The sequence below is a fragment of the Pseudomonas sp. B21-012 genome, assembly GCF_024749305.1.
Classification (GTDB): Bacteria; Pseudomonadota; Gammaproteobacteria; order Pseudomonadales; family Pseudomonadaceae; genus Aquipseudomonas.
This window is the reverse complement of the sequence record NZ_CP087197.1, coordinates 1,803,783-1,825,032: the sequence shown is the minus strand read 5'-3', so window position 1 is coordinate 1,825,032 and position 21,250 is coordinate 1,803,783. Positions and strand designations below refer to the sequence as shown.

General features: G+C 62.3%; 12 protein-coding genes and 1 other RNA gene. 5 read left to right on the top strand and 8 right to left on the bottom strand.

All coding sequences use genetic code 11. The features are described from left to right. Positions 1–286 precede the first annotated feature (286 nt). The 4 genes from LOY37_RS08410 (at position 287) to LOY37_RS08395 (ending at position 5,302) form a co-directional block, all read left to right on the top strand. Entirely contained in the window at positions 287–832 is a 546-nt protein-coding gene (locus tag LOY37_RS08410) for a fimbrial protein (RefSeq protein WP_258716634.1), read from the top strand. A gap of 59 nt (positions 833–891) precedes the next feature. Next, positions 892–1,638 carry a fimbria/pilus periplasmic chaperone gene (locus LOY37_RS08405; protein WP_045200572.1) on the top strand — a complete coding sequence of 249 codons (747 nt, stop codon included), beginning with the start codon at positions 892–894 and terminating at the stop codon, positions 1,636–1,638. 185 nt (positions 1,639–1,823) lie between these two features. Continuing rightward, entirely contained in the window at positions 1,824–4,292 is a 2,469-nt protein-coding gene (locus tag LOY37_RS08400; RefSeq protein WP_258716633.1) for a fimbria/pilus outer membrane usher protein, read from the top strand. 158 nt (positions 4,293–4,450) lie between these two features. Beyond that, positions 4,451–5,302, top strand: a complete 852-nt coding sequence (locus tag LOY37_RS08395) for a fimbrial protein (protein ID WP_258716632.1) — start codon at positions 4,451–4,453, stop codon at positions 5,300–5,302. A 50-nt stretch (positions 5,303–5,352) separates the two neighbouring features. Here the strand turns inward: LOY37_RS08395 and LOY37_RS08390 are convergent, their stop codons facing one another. Together LOY37_RS08390 and dnaX are read right to left on the bottom strand one after the other, a co-directional pair. Then, positions 5,353–5,679 (bottom strand): YbaB/EbfC family nucleoid-associated protein, encoded by a 327-nt coding sequence (locus LOY37_RS08390; RefSeq protein WP_010226011.1) that lies wholly within the window; start codon positions 5,677–5,679, stop codon positions 5,353–5,355. A 69-nt stretch (positions 5,680–5,748) separates the two neighbouring features. Further along, a complete protein-coding gene (dnaX, locus tag LOY37_RS08385; protein WP_258716631.1) occupies positions 5,749–7,764 on the bottom strand; it encodes a DNA polymerase III subunit gamma/tau in 2,016 nt (671 codons plus the stop codon). Between the two features lie 117 nt (positions 7,765–7,881). Here dnaX and LOY37_RS27540 point away from each other — a divergent pair, with 117 nt between their 5' ends. Continuing rightward, positions 7,882–8,151 carry a hypothetical protein gene (locus LOY37_RS27540; protein ID WP_408980696.1) on the top strand — a complete coding sequence of 90 codons (270 nt, stop codon included), beginning with the start codon at positions 7,882–7,884 and terminating at the stop codon, positions 8,149–8,151. Between the two features lie 4 nt (positions 8,152–8,155). On the opposite strand, the gene LOY37_RS08375 is transcribed toward LOY37_RS27540, so the two are convergent. The 6 genes from LOY37_RS08375 to smc all read right to left on the bottom strand — a co-directional run bounded on the left by LOY37_RS08375 (position 8,156) and on the right by smc (position 21,248). Then, entirely contained in the window at positions 8,156–12,481 is a 4,326-nt protein-coding gene (locus tag LOY37_RS08375) for a dermonecrotic toxin domain-containing protein (RefSeq protein ID WP_258716630.1), read from the bottom strand. Positions 12,482–12,804: 323 nt separating this feature from the next. Further along, positions 12,805–12,901: signal recognition particle sRNA small type (gene ffs, locus LOY37_RS08370), an RNA gene on the bottom strand. Between the two features lie 116 nt (positions 12,902–13,017). Further along, complete coding sequence (locus LOY37_RS08365; RefSeq protein WP_258716629.1) at positions 13,018–14,190, bottom strand: putative zinc-binding metallopeptidase; 1,173 nt, start codon at positions 14,188–14,190, stop codon at positions 13,018–13,020. Positions 14,191–14,250: 60 nt separating this feature from the next. Beyond that, positions 14,251–16,605, bottom strand: a complete 2,355-nt coding sequence (gene ligA, locus LOY37_RS08360; RefSeq protein ID WP_258716628.1) for an NAD-dependent DNA ligase LigA — start codon at positions 16,603–16,605, stop codon at positions 14,251–14,253. A gap of 80 nt (positions 16,606–16,685) precedes the next feature. Beyond that, on the bottom strand, positions 16,686–17,555 hold the full coding sequence (gene zipA, locus LOY37_RS08355) for a cell division protein ZipA (protein WP_045200443.1): 870 nt from the start codon (positions 17,553–17,555) through the stop codon (positions 16,686–16,688). 204 nt (positions 17,556–17,759) lie between these two features. Next, positions 17,760–21,248, bottom strand: coding sequence for a chromosome segregation protein SMC (smc, locus tag LOY37_RS08350; protein ID WP_258716627.1), 3,489 nt, complete (start codon positions 21,246–21,248; stop codon positions 17,760–17,762). Between the last annotated feature and the right edge of the window lie 2 nt (positions 21,249–21,250).

Below are 21,250 nucleotides of genomic sequence, written 5' to 3'. Positions count from 1 at the left end.
AGCCGCGTAAGAAGCTAATGTTTCTTTCACGCTAACAGCAATATTGCCTACATCACATAAAGCATACCACCCCCTTTCTAACACTTCCTGCCTCACTCCTTTCTATAAACACCCAATCTTACAATACCCGGCTAAGTTCCCTCCGCCATCACCACCCTTCTTCCTACATCCAGCCAAACAAATAATCCGCATAATTTCCTGGCGCTCAAAAGCAAGTAAATATGTCTATGCAACACCTCATTTTACTTATCAACGCGCAATCTTAATTAATCCAGTTGGAAAAAAAATGAACAAACGCATTTTCGCTCTTGCCCTGTCCTTACCTCTGTTGGCTGGCGTCACCCTCAATGCCCAGGCAACTGATGGCCTGATCGATTTCACCGGCAGCATCTCGGGCACCACTTGCACCATCAACGGCGGCCCTGGCGGCCAGAACTTCACTGTTGCCATGAGCCCGGCGCATACCACCGAATTCACTACTGTCGGCAGTATCGCCCAACCTCGCCCCTTCGAGATCTCCCTGACCAACTGTGTCGCTGGCACCAGCGGCGAAGTGGACATCGAGTTCCTGGGCGGCGCCAATGTGCAGAACGGCCGACTGAACATGGATGCCGGTCCTACCAGCGCAACTGGCGTGCAGTACCAACTGCTCAACCAGGCGGGCATTCCGATCATTATCGGCGGGGTAAGCGGTGGCCAAAACACTGTCCCCGTAGAACTGGTAGATGGCGCTGCGACCCTGCGCTACACCAGCCAGTACTACGCTTCCGCCGCAGCGGTCACCCCGGGTGCCGCCAACTCCCGCGTTCAGTACGTGATCAATCTGCCGTAATGAACCAGCAGGCGCGCCTTGCGCGTCTGCTACCCCCAATCAGGTCGGATATCGCTTTCATGACTCGCTTTTCTTCCTTCCTGCTGGCTGCCCTCGCGCTACTGGCGGCCAGCGCACCCGCGCATGCCAGCGTTGTAATTACCGGCACCCGTATCATCTTTGCGGCACAAGAGCGCGAGGCTACCGTCAACCTCCTCAACAATGGCAAAGACCCCAGCCTGGTTCAGGTCTGGGTAGACGATGGCGATTCCCGAGCAGCACCCGAGACTCTACAGGTCCCCTTTACCGTAACGCCGGCGCTGGCCCGCATCGAACCTGCTCAAGGGCAGAGTATTCGCCTGTTGCACACCGGCAGCCCGATGGCCAGTGATCGAGAGTCAATCTTCTGGTTCAACATGTTAGAAGTCCCCCCAAAAGCCAAAGACAGCAACGTCCTGCAACTGGCCTTTCGTACCCGCATCAAGCTGCTGTACCGCCCACAAGGCCTGCCAGGCAAGCCCGAGGACGCACCCGCCCTGGTAACCTGGCACCGAGCGCCTGGCCAGGACGGCAAGCCGCACACGCTGGTTGGCCGCAACCCAACGGCCTACTTTGTCAATCTCGGGGGAATAAAAGTCGAATTCAACGGCCAGTCGACGTCCTTGGGCACCGGCTATATTGCACCTTATTCGCTCGCACACTTCAGCCCTTCGGCACCTATTAATCCAAGCGCAACCATCAACTTTACCAGCATTAATGATTATGGCGCAGGCCATAACAATAGCGCGCCCCTAAGTGCAGTGACGGCTACTACACCCAGCCCATAGCCTTACTCCTTATCTGACACTCCGGGCGGTCTCGAAGTTTTCGTGCGTGCCCAGGTTTACTATTGGCACTTCTGAAAATGACGATAATGTTATTGCACTTTCGCTCGTATCGAAAAAGCTCAGCTTCGTTAGTAAGCCGATTACCCGTTGGCCTGGCCAGTCTGTTGCTTTGGCAAGTACCGGCCATGGCCGACACACCTTCGTCCGCAATTGTCGAGTTTGAACCGGCGTTTTTGGGCAACGGTAGTACCTCCCCCGTGGACCTCTCGCGCTATCAGCGACGCAACATCACAAGCCCCGGAACCTACAGCGTGGATGTGCTGGTCAACGATAACTGGCACGGGCGCATGAACCTCAGCTTCAAGGCCTGGCCCGGTAAAGAAGAAGCCCTGGCCTGTTTCGACAACGCTTTGCTGGAGCGTCTGGGCCTGGATATCAGCAAGTTCAGCCCGCAGGCGCAACAGCAGCTGCTTGCCGTCGATACCTGCATCCCCCTGGACGGCGCACTTGACGATGCCAGCAGCCGTCTGGATTTTGCCAGCCAACGCCTGTACCTGTCGGTACCGCAAATCGCGGTCAAGCGCAGTGCGCGTGAAACAGTCGACCCGGCGCAATGGGATGAGGGCATAACGGCGGGTTTTCTCAATTACAACCTCAACAACTACAGCACCCGGCACCGCAATCAGGATAATTCGCGCCAGACCTACCTGGGCTTGGGCGCCGGGCTCAACATCGGGCCATGGCGCCTGCGTCATGACGGTTCACTGAACTGGAGCGACCAGGGCCAGCAGCGCTATCAGAGCATTGCCAGCTATGCCCAACGCGATATCACGCCCTGGCGCTCGCAACTTACCCTGGGCGAAAGCTACACCTCGGGCGAGCTGTTCGACTCATTGAGTTTCACCGGCATACGCCTGGCCAGCGACAATCGTATGCTCCCCGCCTCGCAGCGCGGCTATGCCCCCGTAGTCCGCGGGATTGCCAGCAGTAATGCCCGGGTGGTGGTCCGCCAACGCGGCGTGACCCTGCATGAAACCACTGTGGCGCCAGGCGCCTTCGAAATCGATGATTTGTATGCAACCGGCTACGGTGGCGATCTGGAGGTCACGGTAACCGAGGCCGACGGCCGCGAACATAGCTTCTCCGTGCCTTACGCTGCTGTTCCGTTATCCTTGCGCGCCGGTGCCAGCCGCTTCAGTGCAACCCTGGGTACCCTGCGTAACCAGGCACTGGACAGTGACCCGGTATTTGTCGAAGGTACCTGGCAATATGGCCTGAACAACCTGGTCAGCACCTACAGCGGCATGACCCTGGCATCAGGGTATGGCTCGGCCTTGTTCGGTGGCAGCCTGAACACCGAGCTTGGTGCGTTCGGCGCCGACCTCACCCAGGCCCGCACCCATCTGCCCGGGCTCGGCAGCCAGCAAGGCCAGAGCCTGCGCCTGAGCTACGCCAAGACCCTGAGTGAAACCGACACACAAATCGCTCTGGCGACCTATCGCTACTCGACCCGCGGCTTTTATGGCCTGGAAGACGCCCAGTTGAGCCGCCAGTTCCTGCGCGATGCAAGCGATCAGCGCCACCAGCGTCATCGCAACCGCACGACCCTGTCGCTGGCGCAACCGCTGGCCGAGCACTATGGACAGTTGCACCTGAGTGCTTCGGCATCAAGCTATTGGGACCATGCCGGCAGCGACGTCAACTATTCGATCGGCTACAGCAATCACTACAAGACGCTGGGCTATACCCTCAGCAGCACCAGGGAACGTGACCGCTTCGGGCGCGCCGACAACACCTATTTCCTGAGCTTGTCCCTGCCCCTGGGCGGCGAACGCGCGCGTAGCCTCAGCAGCAGTATTTCCAGGGACGGCAGAGGCAACAGCCGGGCCCAGGCCACGCTCACCGGCGCCCTCAGTGCCGATCAGCAGGTCAACTATGGCATCACCGCCAGCCAGGATCGCTCCGATGGTCTGAACAACCATACGCTGAGCAGCAACGTACTGTACCGCGGCTCTGCCGCCGAACTCAGTGCATCGATCAGTCAGGGCCGGCATACCTCACAAGCCTCGCTCGGCCTGCGCGGCGCCATTGTCGCCCACGCCGATGGCATGACCTTGTCGCAACCCTTGAGTGAGACCTTCGGGTTGATTCAGGCCAAAGATGCCGATGGCGCTCGGGTGATTTCGGCTTCCGCGCTGAAAGTCGACAGCAGCGGCTACGCAGTCGTCCCGAACCTTACGCCTTACCAACGCAATACGGTTGCCATTGACCCCAAGGGCCTATCGACCGATGTCGAACTGCAATCGAGCAGCCAGCAGACCGTGCCGCGCGCCGGCGCCATTGCGTTGCTGGTGTTCCAGACCCGCTCCGGACGTTCGGCCGTCATCCATGCCCGCCAGGCCGATGGCCAGCCGCTGCCGTTTGGCGCCGCAGTGCTGGATAGCCAAGGTAACGAGCTGGGCGCGGTGGGCCAGGGTAGCCAATTGTTTGCCCGCGGCCTGCAGGACGCAGGTGAGTTGATCGTGCGCTGGGACAGCGGCCTGGCAGGCAACTGCCGAATTACCTATGCCCTGCCCGCCGCCGCGAAAAAAGCCGCGAACGCTGCACCACAGCACATTCACTCCGTTTGCCTCGCACCCCCAGCCCACCCTTGACCCGCCGAGACCTGCCCATGTTTTGTTCTCTACCCGCGCGCCTCGCCGGCGCTACAGGATTGTTGCTGCTGGCCCACTGCGCAATCAGTACCGCCAGCTGCCAGCATATCGGCGCAGGCCCGTCCCAGGCTTACATCACCGTAGACTCGAGACTGACGGTGTCTGCCGCAGACCCGGTCGGCACGGTGATTTATGACAGCAACACCCAGTTCGCGACACGCATGGCCTACCGTTGCTCAGCCGCCCATGAGCAGCGCGCCGGCTTTACCCAGGGCTTCACTCACATCGGTGAGGGCATTCATCAAACCAACCTGGAGGGTATCGGTATCAGGATCACCGGTTCCGAAGCCGGCGCCAGTCGTTTTTACCGCTGGCCGGTTCCTACTACCAGACATCCTGCCGGCACTACCGACGTCACCCCCTGGTACAGACTGCAGTTGATCAAGACCGGACCGGTAACCAGTGGGGTGCTGTTTTTCCCTCAGACAATCATTAGCCACACCTTTGAGCCGCATCACATCCCGGCCAATACCGCCAGGCTGACGATGGTGCAAACCCGAGTAGAGGTTGTTTCGGCCGATCCCACCTGCGCCGTCGACCCCGGTTCGAAAACCATCCCCGTTAACCTGCGGGATCATCCAGCAGGGTTCTTCGACGCTGTTGGCAAGGCTACCGCACCCCAGCCACTTGAAATCCGCCTCAACTGTGCCGGCGGCAGTAGCGGCAGCCGCCTCAACGTCAGCTATACCGTCAGCGACGCCAGCAACCCGGGCAACCAGACCTCCATCATCAGCCTGGCCAGTCACGCTACTGCACGTGGCATCGGCATTCGCTTGTTGCGTAGCGACAACACCCCGATCGTGCTGGGCACCCGGCAACCGGGCGGTACGGTCGGAGCAGGCCCGGTAACGCATAGCATCCCCCTGCTCGCGCAGTATGTGCAGACTGCATCCCGGGTAACCCCAGGCTCCGCGCCAGGCCGGGCGACATTTCTGATGAGTTATGACTGAGCAGAAAAAAGCCAGGCAATAGCCTGGCTTTTATTTACGCTGCGACCGCTTCAGAACGGCATCTTGAAGCCTGGCGGCAACTGCATGCCGGCGGTCATGCCGCCCATTTTTTCCTGGCTGTTGGCTTCGACCTTGCGCACCGCGTCGTTGACGGCGGCGGCGATCAGGTCTTCGAGCACTTCCTTGTCTTCCTGCATCAGGCTGTCGTCCAGGCTGATGCGCTTGACGTCGTGACGACCGGTCATCACCACGCTGACCAGACCGGCACCGGATTGGCCAGTCACTTCGGCGTTGGCCAGTTCTTCCTGCATCTTGGCCATTTTTTCCTGCATCTGCTGGGCCTGCTTCATCAGGCCGGCCATGCCACCTTTCATCATGGGGTTCACCTCAACTATTAGCTTACGGGGTGCGGCGAGGGTCGGGCCCGGGCCGCTGCTGTTTTTCCGTTACTCGCCCTGGGCAACCGGGGCGTCGACAGGTTCAATCGTATCGTGGCGGACCATGGCGCCGAACTGCTGGATCATCTGCTGGATCAGCGGATCATCCTCGATCGAGGCCTCGGCCAGGCCCTGGCGCTCGGCGCGTTTGCGGGCTGCGGCCTGGGCGGGGGTTTCCTGCTCCGGGCGAATCAGCTCGATGGTCAGTTTGAGCGTACGGCCCAGGTGCTGGTTCAACGCATCGTTCAGGCGCCGCTGTTGCGTGCTGTTAAACAGGGCGCTGTGGGCCGGGTCCAGGTGCAGCAGCCAGTCGTCGCCTTCGGCGCTGATCAGCGTACAGTTGGCGGCGATATTGCCGGTCATCCCGGAAATCGGCAACTGCGGGAACAATTCCAGCCATTTCAGCGCCAGCCCCGTGGCCGGTTGCGCGGCCGGCAAGGGCTCGGCCGGTGGCGCGTCGACTTCGTGGGCATGCTCGATGGCCAGCTCGTCCAGATAACTGTAGCTGGCCGGGTCCATTTCCGGCTCGTAATAATCTTCGTCCAGCGGCGGTTCGTCGTCGCGGTCCATGCCGGCCGGGCTGTAGCCGATACCGTCGTCGGGCGTCGGCATATCCACTGCGGTTGCCTGCTGAACCGGCGCTGACGGCGCTTCAACGACAAGCGGTTCAGGCTCGACCTCGACCTCGACCTCGACCTCGACCTCGACGGCGACAGGATCGTTCCAGGGCAGATCGACCACCGGCTCAGGCGCAGAGACCCCGACAGGGGTGGGCTCTGGCTCTGCAACGGGTTCCGGTTCCGGTTCAGCAACCACAGGCACCGGTGCAACCGCCATGGCTGGCGCAGCCTGGGGGGCTACTGCCACCGCGCTTGCAGAATCAGCTGTGGCCTGGCTGATCCCCACCGGCTTTAGCACCGGTTTCGGTGCATCGTCGCTGTCGGCGGGGCGGAACGCCAGCATGCGCAGCAGGACCATTTCAAAGCCGCCACGCGGATCTGGTGCCAATGGCAGGTCGCGACGGCCGATCAGGCCCATCTGGTAATAAAACTGCACATCTTCGGCCGGCAATGCCTGGGCCAAAGCCAGCACCCGGTCACGATCGCCCTGGCCGTTGTCAACTGCCTCAGGCAGCGCCTGGGCAATGGCCACGCGGTGCAGCACATTGAGCATTTCGGCGAGCACGCCGTTCCAGTCCGGCCCCTGCTCGGCCAAATGGCGAACGGCTTCGAGCAAGGCCCGGGCGTCACCTTCGAGCAACGCCTGCAGCACGCCATACACCTGGCCATGATCCAGAGTGCCGAGCATCGCCCGCACATCTGCGGCCAACACCTTGCCTTCACCGAAGGCGATGGCCTGGTCGGTCAGGCTCATGGCGTCGCGCATCGAGCCGTCCGCGGCGCGGCCAAGCAGCCACAGGGCATCGTCTTCGAAGGGGACGTTTTCGGCGCCGAGCACATGGCTCAGGTGCTCGACGACCCGTTCGGGGGTCATGTTCTTCAGCGAGAACTGCAGGCAACGCGAGAGGATGGTCGCCGGCAGTTTTTGCGGGTCGGTGGTGGCGAGGATGAACTTGACGTAGGGCGGCGGCTCTTCCAGCGTCTTCAGCAAGGCGTTGAACGAGTGGCTGGAGAGCATGTGCACTTCGTCGATCAGGTAGACCTTGAAGCGCCCGCGGCTCGGTGCGTACTGCACGTTGTCGAGCAGCTCGCGGGTGTCTTCGACCTTGGTGCGACTGGCGGCGTCGATTTCGATCAGGTCGACAAAGCGCCCCTCATCGATCTCCCGGCACACCGAGCAGGTACCGCAAGGCGTCGAGGTGATGCCGGTTTCGCAGTTAAGGCACTTGGCGATGATCCGCGCAATGGTGGTCTTGCCCACACCGCGGGTACCGGTGAACAGGTAGGCATGGTGCAGGCGCTGGTTGTCCAGCGCGTTGATCAAGGCCTTGAGCACATGGGTCTGGCCGACCATTTCGCGGAACGAGCGCGGACGCCATTTACGTGCAAGAACCTGATAACTCATCGAAAACCGTCGCGACTGCAAGCTGAAGACCGCTAATCGTAGCGGAGCGGGGGCAAAATTGCACCCTGCCGATCTCGGCTAAGCTGTCAGGCGGGCCGGCATCAGGAAGGATGCAGCATGTGGCGAATCGTGGGTGCACTGCTGCTGATCAGTTCTGCCAGCTTCGCGCAGCAACCGGTGCTGCGCTTTTCGGTGCCCGAGAGCTGGACCATGGCGCAAGAGCAGCCCCTGGCCTGCCTGGTGCGTAACGATCCGGCCTTGCCGGTACAAGGCATCCTGCAGGCCTTGCTGCGAATGAAGGCGTCCGGGGAGATTGAACGAATGATCGAGCGCTATACACACATCCGTGGACACCCGCCCCAATCAAGCTCCCCGCCACCTTCATGACCGGTCAGCCACCGGGGGCAGCCGGTATGCCCAGCGCTTCGCGGGTCAACCGCAGCAACAGCGCGGCCTCATCCATCGCCTGTTGCAACTGCCGGCCGCGTTCAAGCTGCAAACGTTCGGCCTCGGGCAGGCCGGCCTCGCGTAACCGTTGCGCAGCGCTGAGCTGATTAAAGCGCACATCCAGTTCAAGCCACGCCGAGGCATGCCGCTGATGCAGGTACTCGACCCAGTTCGGTTGCCTGGTCATGAAGCGCGGCAAGCGCGCCTGTACCTGCGCCCCTTGCACATGGGCCAGCGCCGCGTCGAGCTGCGCCGTTGAAAGGGCAAGATCGGTGAGGATCAGATCCCGGGCATCGCCCGGCAACGCAAGCCGCCCGTACAGCTCTTGTTGGTAAAGCAACTGCAACTCGTCTCTGCGCGCAAACAGTTCGGGCTCCAGCAGCACCTGATCGATCACAAAGCGCCGCAACTCCTCACGATTGAAGGAGGCCCGGGCGAAATCCAGCAGTTGTCGCGGCCCGTGCTCCTGCAAGGCATCCAGCAAGGCGCGATGCCCTTGAACCCTGCTTTCCAGATTCTCAAACGCCAGCAACGGATGACCTATGCTCTGTTGCGGATCACCGGCAAAGCGCAACAGGTCTTCGGCCATCGGCCCTTCGACGGCGTAACGCAAGATCCCCGCGACCCGTGTGCGCATCGACTCTGACTGCTCCTGCGCTTCGACGGTCTGGGCCAAGCGCTCCAGGACTGTCATCAAGTTGCCGGCCTGGGGCTCGTTGCGCAGTCGCTGCCAGTACTCGACAAGCTGGCGGTTGGCAGACACCGGTCCGGTCCAGAACTGTTGCGCGGCATCTCCCGCCGCAACCCGCACTGGCGTCGGCGGCGCCTGCAAACGGCGCAGTCGACGATACTGCTCGTCGGACAATGCATTGCCTTCCAGCTCGATCATGCGCAAAAAACTGCGTGGTTCTTCAAGGAAGTGTTCGGGCAACTGGCTGATCTGGTTGTCGCTCAGGTCGACCCACTCCAGCCTTGAGCGATCATGCAGGCTTTCCGGCACGCGGGTGATCTCGGTATTGTTCAAGGTCAGGATACGTAGCTGGGGCAGCCTGCTCACATCGGGCGGGATGCCCAGAGGGTTGCCTTCCAGGTGGAGGCTGTCCAGATTCAAAAGATCACCTATTCGCGCGGCATCGCGTGCATCAAGCACAATCCGGTTGTTGCTCAGGCGCAGGTTCTGCAGGCTCAGGCGATTTTCGATTGCTGGCGGAATCAGGGCCAGCTCATTACCGGAAAGATCCAGATAACGAAGACGGCCAAAGTGGGCGAGAAACTCCGCCGGCACGGTCGCCAGGTTCATGCCTGCCATATCCAGCTCCAGCACATGATGCAGGTCCACCGCCTGCAACCCGGGCAATTCGCCAACCATCAGGCCTCCCAGATCCAGGCGATAACCCAGGGTACGCCCCAGCGGCGTGCGTATGCCCGGCGACTGGTGACGCCAGGCCTGGACCAGGCGCTCGCTGAATTGCTGGCGACCGAGCGCCTGCTCACTGTCCACTGACGCACCTTGCCAGCGCCGCAGCCCGGATTGCAGCCCTTGCAACTCTTCGCGACGGCGCTGCAACAGCGCGCGAGCCTCGGCGGGTCGAGCACGATAGGGCTCAAGGTAAGCGGCGATCTCTTGCGCTGAATAGTCAGGGTAAAGCTCAAGGATTTCTTCTTCAATGGAACGGGGTGACACCGGGAGCCGTGCCCCGCCCCCACTCAGGGCATAGCCCAGGCGACCATCGGCAAAACGCTGAAGCGGCGTCCACCACCGCTCATGTACGCCCCCCAATACGCGTCCAACCATGGCCCGCTGTGCACCGGCCTGTACGCCAAGCTGACGGCGCAAGGCCGGCAGATCTTCTGCAACGTCCAGCCCGGCCAGTTCCCACGCCAGCTCAAGCAGGTCGCGAGGCGCAGCTTCAGGCCGTTGACCGTCGATGTACAGGTCGCCTCGGCGGATCAGGGTCGGGCCTTGCACCGCAGGACCTACCCCTTCGATACCGAGTTCCAGCGCCGCAGGCCAGCGCGGGTCCTGCATCAGCATATGCAGCAGCAGCCGGTCACAATCAGTGTTGGCCATTTGCGGCCAGAAAAACCCCTCCAGCGCATGCGCCAGCCGTGTCTCACCCAAGGCTTGCCGCGCCTGCCTGGCCAGCCGCAGGGGCACACGACGGCCATCAGCCATGCGCAAGCGCTCAGCGCTGGTGGCACTGGCTTCGATTTCCTCGACCATGGCCGGCCCCAGACCAGGGAAATCACGCGCCACCAGGGACGATACAGGTGGCCGCTCGGCGGCCAGGCAGTGCTCGAAAAATCGCCGCCAGTTCGCCTTGAGCCACTCCTGCACCTGCCCTTGCGGCACTGGCTCATCCGCCGAAGAAGGCATCAGTTGCAACGCGCGCATCAGCAAACTTTCATCGGCTACGGCTGCCGGGTTTTGCAACTGCTGGCTAAAACGCTGCAGGCGCCGCTGCAGCCGCGCCCGCTCGCAGGCGTCCACAAGAGCCCCGCCGGGTGGAAGCCGATGCAGATGCAATTGACGCAACTGTGCTTCATCGGCACCACTGACGGCGAGTACCGAAGTTACCTCCTCATCGCCGAGATCTTCAACACTGGGGCCCAGGCGACGAAACAGGTACTGACTGCCTTGCCAGCGGTGTGGACTGTCAAAGCGGCTGCGCCAGGCGCCCTTGCCATTGTGTTCCAGCACCGGCGCCCAAGCGCCACTGCGCACGGGATGGCGAATGCGCCAGCTCCCCGTCTCGGCGTCTTGCTCAACGCGATAGAAACTGTCCTCGATGCGCACAACCTGTTGTTCACCGATCTGGTAAATACCTTGCTCGGACGCCGTCCCGGCAATCGTCGAGTCCAGGTCAAGGGCATAGGGCTTCAGGTCAGGCAAGCAAAGACGTAGCGCGCCATTGTCCTTTCTCACCAGGGCCAGCGCCTTGAACAGTGCCGAGTTGCGTACCAGCGTTGCCGCCGTGCCGACAACGACTGCCCCGGCCGCCAGCCCGGCCACTTCGCCAACAACATGGGTAAGGCAATTGAACGCCTCATGACGATCACCTTCGGCCCAATCATCCAGCCCGGTAAACACCTCTTTCATCAATTGACTGGCCACCAACCCGAACAGCACCTCACCTAAACCTGGCACCACAAAGGCCGCCAGACCCAGCACATCCAGGCCAATTTCCAACGCCTTGTCCAGCGCGGCCTGGCGTTCGCTGGCATCCAGCGTTGCGGTGGGCACCGCGATGAAACGGGCATCATCCTGAAGCTGCTCCAGGCACTGATTGAACAAGTCCTCGAACAGCGGCTCCGGCCGCAGAATGGCATCCAGCGCCAAGGACGGACTGGACAGCGCCACTCGCTGGCCATTGCGCTGTTCAAACAGCCGGTTTTGCAGCTGCGTATGAAGCTCCGGCCATTGACGACGCAATGCCAAACGCATAAAGAACTGCCGGTAGCTGTCCCGGGAGAGCTTGCCGGCCAGGTCCTGCTCGAACTCATCCCAACCGGCGTACTCCTTGAGGGGTGAAAACGGGTCCTGGGGGATGTGCACCAGCAAGCGGACCCAGGACCGCTGAATCGCGGCCAGATGCCCCAGCGGCTGAAAACTGAACTCGAAGACACTGACCCCACGCAGTTCGATCCCCGCCAGCTTCAGCCGTTTGAGCCGTAGCGGCACGCCCTGCTCCTGGATCCCGGTCTTGAGCTCACTGATTTCAAGCACTTGCTTGTACATTGCCGCGCTGATTGCCCCGCGCATCAGCGCCACATGAGCATCGACCTGCAAGGCGTAACGGTCACACTCGCGGAACAGCTCACGGGTCGACTGGGGAATGCCGACAACGCCATCGGGATCGAACACCGAGTCAATGTGTTTTTGATACTGCCCACCCAGATCCAGTTCGCGGCAGAACCTGACGAAATCCAGAACACTGACGCCCTGCACTCGCCTACCGGCATGCCGAAAGGATGACATCCTGACCAGGGCGCTATCACTCTGCTGCTCAGCGGCAGTGAAATTGTGCAAGGCCGCTTGCAGCAATCCCTGCTCGGTGTAATTTCGTTGCCAGAGCCATTTAAGACCGGGGGCTTGCCAGCCACCCATGAGCCGATTGACGCGAATCAAACGATCGCCAGTAGGTTTGAGTCTTGAACCAAAGCGTCGACGCAACGCCTCGTCGAATCGCGCCTGGGCAAACACCTGAACCGACTGCAGTGGCGCCAGCAAGCGGGCCCGCGCCGCCCGACTGGCCTCGCAGGCACGCATGCTGACACTCAGTTTTGCCAACAGTGCTGGCGGAGCAGAACGCAACCAGGCAGGTAGCTGCTGGCGAAGGAATTCGAGATTGAGACTGGCGGCGGAAAAATCCGCAGGTGATGTGGCCGCTGATGGTACTTGCTCGGGGGCTGACATGAAGATTCTCCCTGTAGGTCCAAAACCACAGACACTACGGGGCTGTCGAGCAGCCACGGCACTATAGGGTTATCGCACGCGCGCGAAAAACGGCAATGTAGGTTGTTGGGCCAGCGTTTTGGAAAAATCTTAGAGAGGAGGTGATGCAGAGCGCCAACAGGCAAGATGGGTGGCGACCCCACCAGCCACACCCCGGCACACAATGTTCCCGCTGTGGCTGCTTCCTTCCGGATCTGACCAGGTTCACGGGTAATCGTTGCGGGGGGACCGATGGGGTCACCATAACGCATGCTCATCTGGCGACGAGCCGCGCCATTGTACCGGCATCAACTCAAGATACAACCACTAAATTTAAAAAAACCATCACCACTCAATGACTTGGCATTGCTTCACGGCAGCGCAGCACCCGCTTGGTCGGCTATCGGTGGCGTTGGCTGGGTGACCCGCAGGTGGATAAAGTGCAGCTTGGCAACCACCGGCTTACCCAGCACGAACGGATAGAGATCCACCTGGCCCATGCTGCGCGACAGCTCATTGAGCATTGCTGACAGCTCGACCCAGGCATTGATGAAGGCGAGAAACTCCTTTGCCCCGGGGTCGTCCGGGCGATAGAGGTCCTCACGCGTGAACGGCGGGAAGTCCAGCTCCAGGCTGCTGGCATTCATGCCCAGTGCCAGCGCGGTGTCGAGCGCATCGGTCATGTGCAGGTAGTGTGCCCAGGTTTCAGCCCAGTCTTCCCAGGGGTGCATGGTCGCATAGGCACTGACGTGAGCAGCCGCCCAATCACTTGGCGCCCCTTGCTGATAGTGACGTTCCAGCGCCTCGCTGTAGCTTTCGCGCTCGTCACCGAACAGGTCACGAAAGCCGTCGAGCCAATGGCTGTCGGCAATCAGGCGATCCCAATAGTAGTGACCGACTTCATGACGCAAGTGGCCCAGCAGGGTGCGATAGGGTTCGTGCAGTTGCACGCGCACCCGCTCGCGCCAGTCATCATCGGCCTCGCGCACGTCGAGAGTAATCAGGCCATTGGCATGGCCGGTGATGGGCGCGTTGCCCTCAAGATCGACGCCGATGAAATCAAAGGCCAGGCCCGGGCCGTCCTGCGCGCTTTTCGGCTCCACCGGCAAGCCCAGGTGCAACAGCTGCGCGGTCAGCCGGCGCTTGGCGGTTTCCAGCTTGCGCCAGCGCGGGTGGTTTTCAGCAATGCCAAGGTCGGGGATGGTGCGGTTCAGGCGACAGGCCAGGCACAGGTTGTCGGGCTCATGCTCGGCCAGCAGCCAGTTGCAGGCCGCCGGGGTGTCGAGGTTGGCACAGCGACGCAGCGGCCCGGCTTCAGGCTCGCCATCGAGCAGCCAGAGCCCCTCTGCAGGGCCGGGCGACAGGCTGGCGACACGGTTACTGAGCGGCCAGTAGCCCAGTGCCGACTGGCAGGCCAGGCACTGGCTGTTGCGAAAGAACACCGACTGCCCACACCGGCATTGCCAGACCCGATCCGGACGTTGTTGCTGGCTGACGAAGGGCGCCGCGATCCTGGCGCCCAGCTGTTCGAAAAAACGGTACATGGCGATCCCTCCTGGCTGCCTGCCAAGACTAGACCATGGCGAACGCCACCAGTGCCGCCTTTAGACCTCGATACCCTGCCCGGCCAGGAAGCTGACAAAAGCATCTTCATCCAGCACCTTCAGGCCCAGCTCATTGGCCTTGGCCAGCTTCGAGCCGGCGCCGGGGCCGGCGACCACGCAGTGGGTCTTGGCCGAGACCGAGCCCGCAACCTTGGCCCCCAGGCTTTCCAGCTTGTCCTTGGCCACGTCGCGGCTCATGCGCTCCAGCGAACCGGTCAGCACCCAGGTCTGGCCGGCCAGAGGCAAGCCTTCGGCGACTTTCTTCTCGCTCGACCAGTGCATGCCGAAGTCGCGCAGTTGCGCTTCGATAGCCAGGGCCAGGGCGGCATTCTCAGGCACCTGGAAGAACGCGCGCACCGCTTCGGCCGGCTTGGCCGCCAGGGCCTGGCGCAGGTCGATGCCATCGGCGGCGATGATCTTCTCCAGGCTGTCGAGCTTGGCCACCAGCTTCTCGGCACCGGTGGGCCCGACCGAGGGAATATCCAGTTTGGCAATCAGCCCGGCCAAGGTGGTACTCGCAGCGAATTCGGCGCCCAGCTCACCTTCATCCTGCAATTGCAGGCCGCGCTCAAGCAACTGGGCGATCACTGTGCGGTTGTGTTGGTCTTCGAAAAAGCTGTGGATCTCGTGGGCGACTTCCAGGCCGATATCCGGCAGGTAGGTCAGCACTTGCGGCAGCGCCGCCATGACCCGCTGCAACGAACCCAGCGAGCGCGCCAGGACCTTGGCGGTCTCCTCGCCCACGTCCGGGATGCCCAGTGCATAGATGAAACGCGCCAGGCCCGGCTGCTTGCTCGCCTCGATCGCCGCCAGCAAGTTCTTGCTCGACAGTTCGGCAAAGCCCTCGAGGTCGACAATCTGCTCGAACGTCAGCTGGTAGAGGTCGGCTGGCGAACGGATCAGGCCTTCATCCACCAGTTGCTCGACGCTCTTCTCGCCCAGGCCTTCGATGTCCATGGCCCGCCGCGATACATAGTGGATGATCGCCTGCTTGAGCTGCGCAGCGCAGGCCAGGCGGCCGACGCAACGGTACACGGCGCCCTCGCTGACGGTCTCCTTGCCCTTGCTGCGCTTGACCAGCTGGGTGCGCTCGACTTGCGAGCCGCACACCGGGCACGCGGTAGGAATGTGCACCGGACGGGCGTCTTCAGGGCGACGCTCGGTGACCACCTGCATGACCTGCGGGATCACATCGCCGGCGCGGCGGATGATCACCGTGTCGCCGATCATCAACCCCAGGCGCGCCACTTCGTCCATGTTGTGCAAGGTGGCATTGGACACCGTCACACCCGCCACCTTGACCGGCTTGAGCCGGGCCACGGGAGTTACCGCGCCAGTACGGCCGACCTGGAACTCGACATCCAGCACTTCGGTCAGCTCTTCCATGGCCGGGAACTTGTGGGCAATCGCCCAGCGTGGTTCACGGGCACGGAAGCCCAGCTCGCGCTGGGAAGCCAGGCTGTTGACCTTGAACACCACGCCGTCGATCTCGTAAGGCAGCTCGTTGCGCCGGGCGCCGATATCGCGGTAGTACTCCAGACACTCGGCAACGCCAGCGGCATGGCGCAGCTCGCGGCTGATCGGCATGCCCCAGGCCTTGAGCTGCTCCAGGGTGCCGATATGGGTGTCGGCAATCGGCGCCGAGACCTGGCCGACGCCGTAGCAGCAGAACTCCAGCGGGCGGCTGGCGGTGATTTTCGAATCCAGCTGGCGCAGGCTGCCGGCGGCAGCGTTGCGCGGGTTGGCGAAGGTCTTGCCGCCGGCGTCGATCTGCGCCTGGTTCAAGCGCTCGAAACCGGCCTTGGACATGAACACCTCGCCGCGCACTTCCAGCACCGCCGGCCAGCCCTCACCCTGCAGCTTGAGTGGAATGTTGCGCACGGTGCGCACGTTAACGCTGATGTCTTCGCCGGTGGTGCCATCGCCACGGGTGGCGCCCTGCACCAGTTGCCCGTCGCGGTACAGCAGGCTGACCGCCAGGCCGTCGAGCTTGGGTTCGCAGCTGTAATCGACGGCGGCGCCATCACCCAGCAGGTCACCGGCCGGCAGGTCCAGGCCCTCGACCACGCGGCGGTCGAATTCGCGCAGGTCGGTTTCTTCAAAGGCGTTGCCCAGGCTGAGCATCGGCACTTCGTGACGCACTTGGCTGAACGCCGAAAGCGCCGAGCCACCGACACGCTGGGTCGGCGAGTCAGCGGTCACCAGCTCCGGGTGTTCAGCTTCCAGGGCCTTGAGTTCATTGAACAGGCGATCGTATTCGGCGTCTGGCACGCTCGGCTCATCGAGCACATAGTAGCGATAGTTGTGCTGGTCGAGCTCGGCGCGCAGCTCAAGGATTCGGGATTCGGCGGTCATGGTGTGTCGTCTCTTGCAAAGCAAAAGAGCAGCCTTGGCTGCTCTTGCGTGTTTCTTATCGCGGGGCAAGCCCGCTCCTACTAGCGCTTCTGGGTCAGCGCGCGGCGCTCGAACTCGACAATGCGCTGGCGGTAGTGCTCGATGGTCTGCGCGGTCATCACGCTGCGCTGGTCATCCTTGAGCTCGCCATTGAGTTCGTGGGCCAGCTTGCGCGCTGCCGCCACCATCACGTCGAAGGCCTGCTTGGGGTGACGCGGGCCTGGCAGGCCGAGGAAGAAGCTCACCGCGCGAGTGCTGAAGTGATCGATGTCGTCGAGGTCGAACACACCGGGCTTGACCGCGTTGGCCATCGAGAAGAGTACTTCGCCATTACCGGCCATGCTTTCGTGACGGTGGAAGATATCCATTTCACCAAAGCGCAGGCCGCTTTCAAGAATGTTCTGCAGCAATGCCGGGCCCTTGAAGCCGCCTTCATCGCGGGAAATCACACTGATCACCAGTACTTCTTCAACCGGCGGCAGGTCTTTGTCCGGCGCGGAACCGTAGCCGCTGGTTTTCGGGCTTTCATCCGGGAAGTCGTCGTCGGCATTGCCAAACAGGTCCGGCTCACGCGGTTCGGCGGCCAGGTTCAGGTCGCCCTGCTGAGGCTCGCTGCCGCGCTTGTTGCGCTTGCTCTTGCCGACCTTGGGTTCACGCTCACGCTCACGCCCGGCACTCATCGACGGCAGATCGTGTTCGTCCAGCGCTGGCTCTTTGTGGTTGTCGAGCACACGCGGCTCACCGATCACTTCAGGGGAGCTGTCATCGTCCGGCAGGTTGGAAAAGCTGCGGTCCAGACGGAATTTCAACTTGCCCTTGCCGCCGCGCATGCGGCGCCAGCCGTCGAAAAGAATACCGGCAATGACAATAATGCCGATGACGATCAGCCACTCGCGCAGACCGATTTCCATGTAATCCCGTGCCTCTGTAAAAAATGCTGAAAAATAAAGGGTTTAAACCCCTTTAAAACGTGGCGCCAACTCTATGTTCTGACAGGCGTTTTACCCACGCAAAAAAATAAGTGACATTAAGCTAGCACGACCAAAGATAACTTTACACCGTCTGTCGCAACTGACAGGGCCATTTACCGCAGGTTCACGCGTTATTGCTTCAAATCAGGCGTCGACCATGGCCATCGCCTCCTCCACATCCACCGCCACCAGCCGTGAACACCCCGGTTCATGCATGGTCACGCCCATCAGTTGATCGGCCATCTCCATGGCAATCTTGTTGTGGGTGATGTAGATGAACTGCACCGTCTGGCTCATCTCTTTCACCAGCCGGGCGTAACGCCCGACGTTGGCATCGTCCAGTGGCGCATCGACTTCATCGAGCATGCAGAACGGTGCCGGGTTCAACTTGAAAATGGCAAATACCAGGGCCAGGGCGGTCAGCGCTTTCTCACCGCCCGAGAGCAGGTGGATGGTGCTGTTCTTCTTGCCCGGTGGCCGCGCCATGATCGTCACCCCTGTATCGAGTAGATCTTCGCCCGTCAGTTCCAGGTAAGCGCTGCCACCACCGAAAACTTTTGGGAAAAGTGCCTGTAATCCGGCATTTATCTGATCAAAGGTATCTTTGAAGCGGTTGCGGGTTTCCTTGTCGATCTTGCGAATGACGTTCTCGAGGGTGTCCAGGGCTTCGACCAGATCGGCGTCCTGGGCATCCAGGTAGCGCTTGCGTTCGGACTGCTGCTGGTACTCGTCGATGGCCGCCAGGTTGATCGCACCCAGGCGCTGGATACGCGCATCGATGCGTTCGAGCTCCTGTTCGGCTTCCTGCTCGCTGGCCTGCTCGCCCAGGGTCGCCAGCACCCCGTCGAGGTCGTAACCGTCGGCGAGCAGTTGCTCCTGCAAGGTCTTGCGCTGCACGCTCAGCCCTTGCCACTCCAGGCGGTGCTGCTCGAGCTGGCCACGCAGCAACTGCGATTGCTGTTCGGCCTGGGTGCGGCGTTTTTCGGCATCACGCAGCTCGCGGTCGGCTTCGTCCATGTGCAGGCGCGCCTGACGCATCTCGTCGTCGACGCTCATGCGTTTTTCCAGCAGCTCTTCAAGCTTGAGGCGCAGCTCTTCGAGCGGTGCCTCGCCCTCCTCCAGGTTCAGGGTCAGCTGTTCGCGTTTTTCGCTCAGGCGCTCGGACTGCAGCTCCAGCCGCTCCAGGGCCTGGCGGGTGGAGTCGTGCTGGGCGCGTAGCGACCCCAGGCGCACGGCCAGCTGGTGGCCGTGGTCCTTGTGCTGGCGGGCTTCCTGGCGCACCCGGTCGAGGCGCTCGCGCAGGCTGTCGCGTTGGGCCAGCAACAGTTCGCGCTGTTCGGTGTCCTGGGCCATCAGGTCGAGGGCTTCCTGCAGCTGCAGGCGCGACTCACCGAGGTTTTCGTGCTCGATGCTGCGTTGCTCAAGCAGCTCGGCAAGCTCTTCTTCCAGGCGCCGGCGGCGCAGGCTCAACTGCTCGGCGCGGGCCTTGCCGGCCGAGAGCCTGGCGTTGAGCTCGCTTTGCTGGCGCGCTTGGTCCTGGGCGCTGCGACGCAACTGCTCGCGGCGCTCTTCCAGTTCTTGCTGCTGCTCGCGCAGTTCCTGCAATCTGGTTTCCAGTAGCTCCAGCGCCGCTTCATGCTCTTGCAGCTCTTGGCCCAGGCGCTCCAGTTCCTGGCCACGGGCGAGTACGCCACCCTGGGCGTCGCTGGCGCGGCTGACACGCAAAAAGTGCCGGCCAACCCAGTAGCCGTCACGGCTGATCAGGCTTTGCCCGTCCGCCAGCTGAGCGCGCAGGGTCAGGGCCTGATCGAGGCTCTCCACCGGTTTGACCTGGCCGAGCCAGGGCGCCAGATCGATGCGCCCCTCGACCTTGTCGAGCAGGCTGCCGGGAATACGCACGCCTTCGCCACGGCTGGCGAGCAGGCGCAATTCGCCCTGATCGAAGGCACTGAGGTCCAGGCCATTGAAGTCTTCGACCACTACCGCCTGCAGGTCGGCGCCGAGCACGGTTTCCACCGCCAGCTCCCAACCCGGCTCGACGCGCAGGCCTTCAGCCAGGCGCGGACGCTGCTCCAGGCCCTGCTCGCGCAGCCATTGCGCGGTGCCGGTGCCGGGGTCGAGCGCCGCCTGCTGCAAGGCTTCGAGCGAAGCCAGGCGGCCGCCCAGGCGCTGCAATTCGCCCTGGGCTTGCTGCTGAGCGTGCACCGCCTGCTGCAGTTGTTCGCGCAGGGTTTCTAGCTGCTCGACCACCTGCAACTCTTCTAGCTGGAGCTCTTCGAGCAGCAATTCACTGCTGGCCACCTGCTCGCCCAGTTCGAGAATCGCGGCGTCTTCCGGGTCGGCGCTGAGCTGGTCGCGCTCTTCGCCAAGCTTGCGCTGGCGCTCGGCCAAACGCTCGAGGCTGGTTTCCAGCTGCTGGATGCGCGCCTGCTGCACTTCGGCCTGGCGCCGCGGTTCGGCCGAGCGGGTGTTGAAGCTGTCCCACTGCTCCTGCCAGCCGTGCATGGTGGTTTCGGCGTCTTCCAGGGTGGCGGCGGCCTCTTCGGCGGCGGCCAGGGTCAGCTCCTGCTCGGGTTCGAGCATCTGCAGCTCTTCGCCCAGGGTGGCGAGCATCGTGCGGTCGTGGCCCAGGTGCGACTCGGTTTCAAGGCGCGCGCGCTCGGCTTCCTTGAAGTCGTCCTGCAACTGGCGCAAGCGCTGCTGGCCGTGCTGGATGCTCTGCTCGACCCGGGCGATATCGCCGCCAACCGAATAGAAACGCCCCTGCACCAGGTTGAAACGCTCGGACAGCTCGTGATGGCCATCACGCAGGCGCTCGATGCTGGCATCGGCATTGCGCTGTTCGGCCACCAGGGCCTCAAAGGCCACTTCCTGATCGCCAATCACCGCTTCGCGCTGGCCGACCTGATCGTTCAGGGCCTGCCAGCGCAGGGCTGCCAGTTGCGCCTTGAGCTGGCGTTCCTCGGCCTTGTATTCCTTGTACTTCTCGGCTGCCTGGGCCTGGCGATGCAGACGTTCGAGCTGGCGCTCGAGCTCTTCGCGCAGGTCGGTCAGGCGTTCGAGGTTCTCGTGGGTACGGCGGATGCGGTTCTCGGTCTCGCGCCGGCGCTCCTTGTACTTGGAGATGCCCGCCGCTTCTTCGATGAAATTGCGCAGGTCCTCGGGCTTGGCTTCGATCAGCTTGGAGATCATCCCCTGCTCGATGATCGAATAGCTGCGCGGGCCCAGGCCGGTGCCGAGGAAGATATCGGTAATGTCCCGGCGCCGGCATTTGGCGCCATTGAGGTAGTAGGTGTTCTGCCCGTCGCGGGTCACCTTGCGGCGAATGGAGATTTCCGCATACGCCGCGTACTCACCGACCAGGGTACTGTCGGAGTTGTCGAAGACCAGTTCGATACTGGCCTGGCTCACTGGCTTGCGGCTGGTCGAGCCATTGAAGATGACGTCGGTCATCGACTCGCCACGCAGGTTTTTCGCCGAGCTTTCGCCCATCACCCAGCGCACCGCGTCGATGATGTTGGACTTGCCGCAGCCATTGGGCCCGACCACGGCCGCCATGTTGCTGGGGAAGTTGACCGTGGTCGGGTCGACGAACGACTTGAACCCGGCCAGGCGAATGCACTTTAAGCGCATGC

Bases quoted from the DNA above. Each gene is read 5' to 3' on its own strand.
- LOY37_RS27540 (WP_408980696.1), top strand. From the start codon at position 7,882: ATGTGGCGAATCGTGGGTGCACTGCTGCTGATCAGTTCTGCCAGCTTC.
- LOY37_RS08400 (WP_258716633.1), top strand. From the start codon at position 1,824: ATGGCCGACACACCTTCGTCCGCAATTGTCGAGTTTGAACCGGCGTTT.
- LOY37_RS08405 (WP_045200572.1), top strand. From the start codon at position 892: ATGACTCGCTTTTCTTCCTTCCTGCTGGCTGCCCTCGCGCTACTGGCG.
- LOY37_RS08390 (WP_010226011.1), bottom strand. From the start codon at position 5,679: ATGATGAAAGGTGGCATGGCCGGCCTGATGAAGCAGGCCCAGCAGATG.
- LOY37_RS08410 (WP_258716634.1), top strand. From the start codon at position 287: ATGAACAAACGCATTTTCGCTCTTGCCCTGTCCTTACCTCTGTTGGCT.
- zipA (WP_045200443.1), bottom strand. From the start codon at position 17,555: ATGGAAATCGGTCTGCGCGAGTGGCTGATCGTCATCGGCATTATTGTC.
- LOY37_RS08365 (WP_258716629.1), bottom strand. From the start codon at position 14,190: ATGTACCGTTTTTTCGAACAGCTGGGCGCCAGGATCGCGGCGCCCTTC.
- dnaX (WP_258716631.1), bottom strand. From the start codon at position 7,764: ATGAGTTATCAGGTTCTTGCACGTAAATGGCGTCCGCGCTCGTTCCGC.
- LOY37_RS08375 (WP_258716630.1), bottom strand. From the start codon at position 12,481: ATGCGTGCCTGCGAGGCCAGTCGGGCGGCGCGGGCCCGCTTGCTGGCG.
- ligA (WP_258716628.1), bottom strand. From the start codon at position 16,605: ATGACCGCCGAATCCCGAATCCTTGAGCTGCGCGCCGAGCTCGACCAG.
- smc (WP_258716627.1), bottom strand. From the start codon at position 21,248: ATGCGCTTAAAGTGCATTCGCCTGGCCGGGTTCAAGTCGTTCGTCGAC.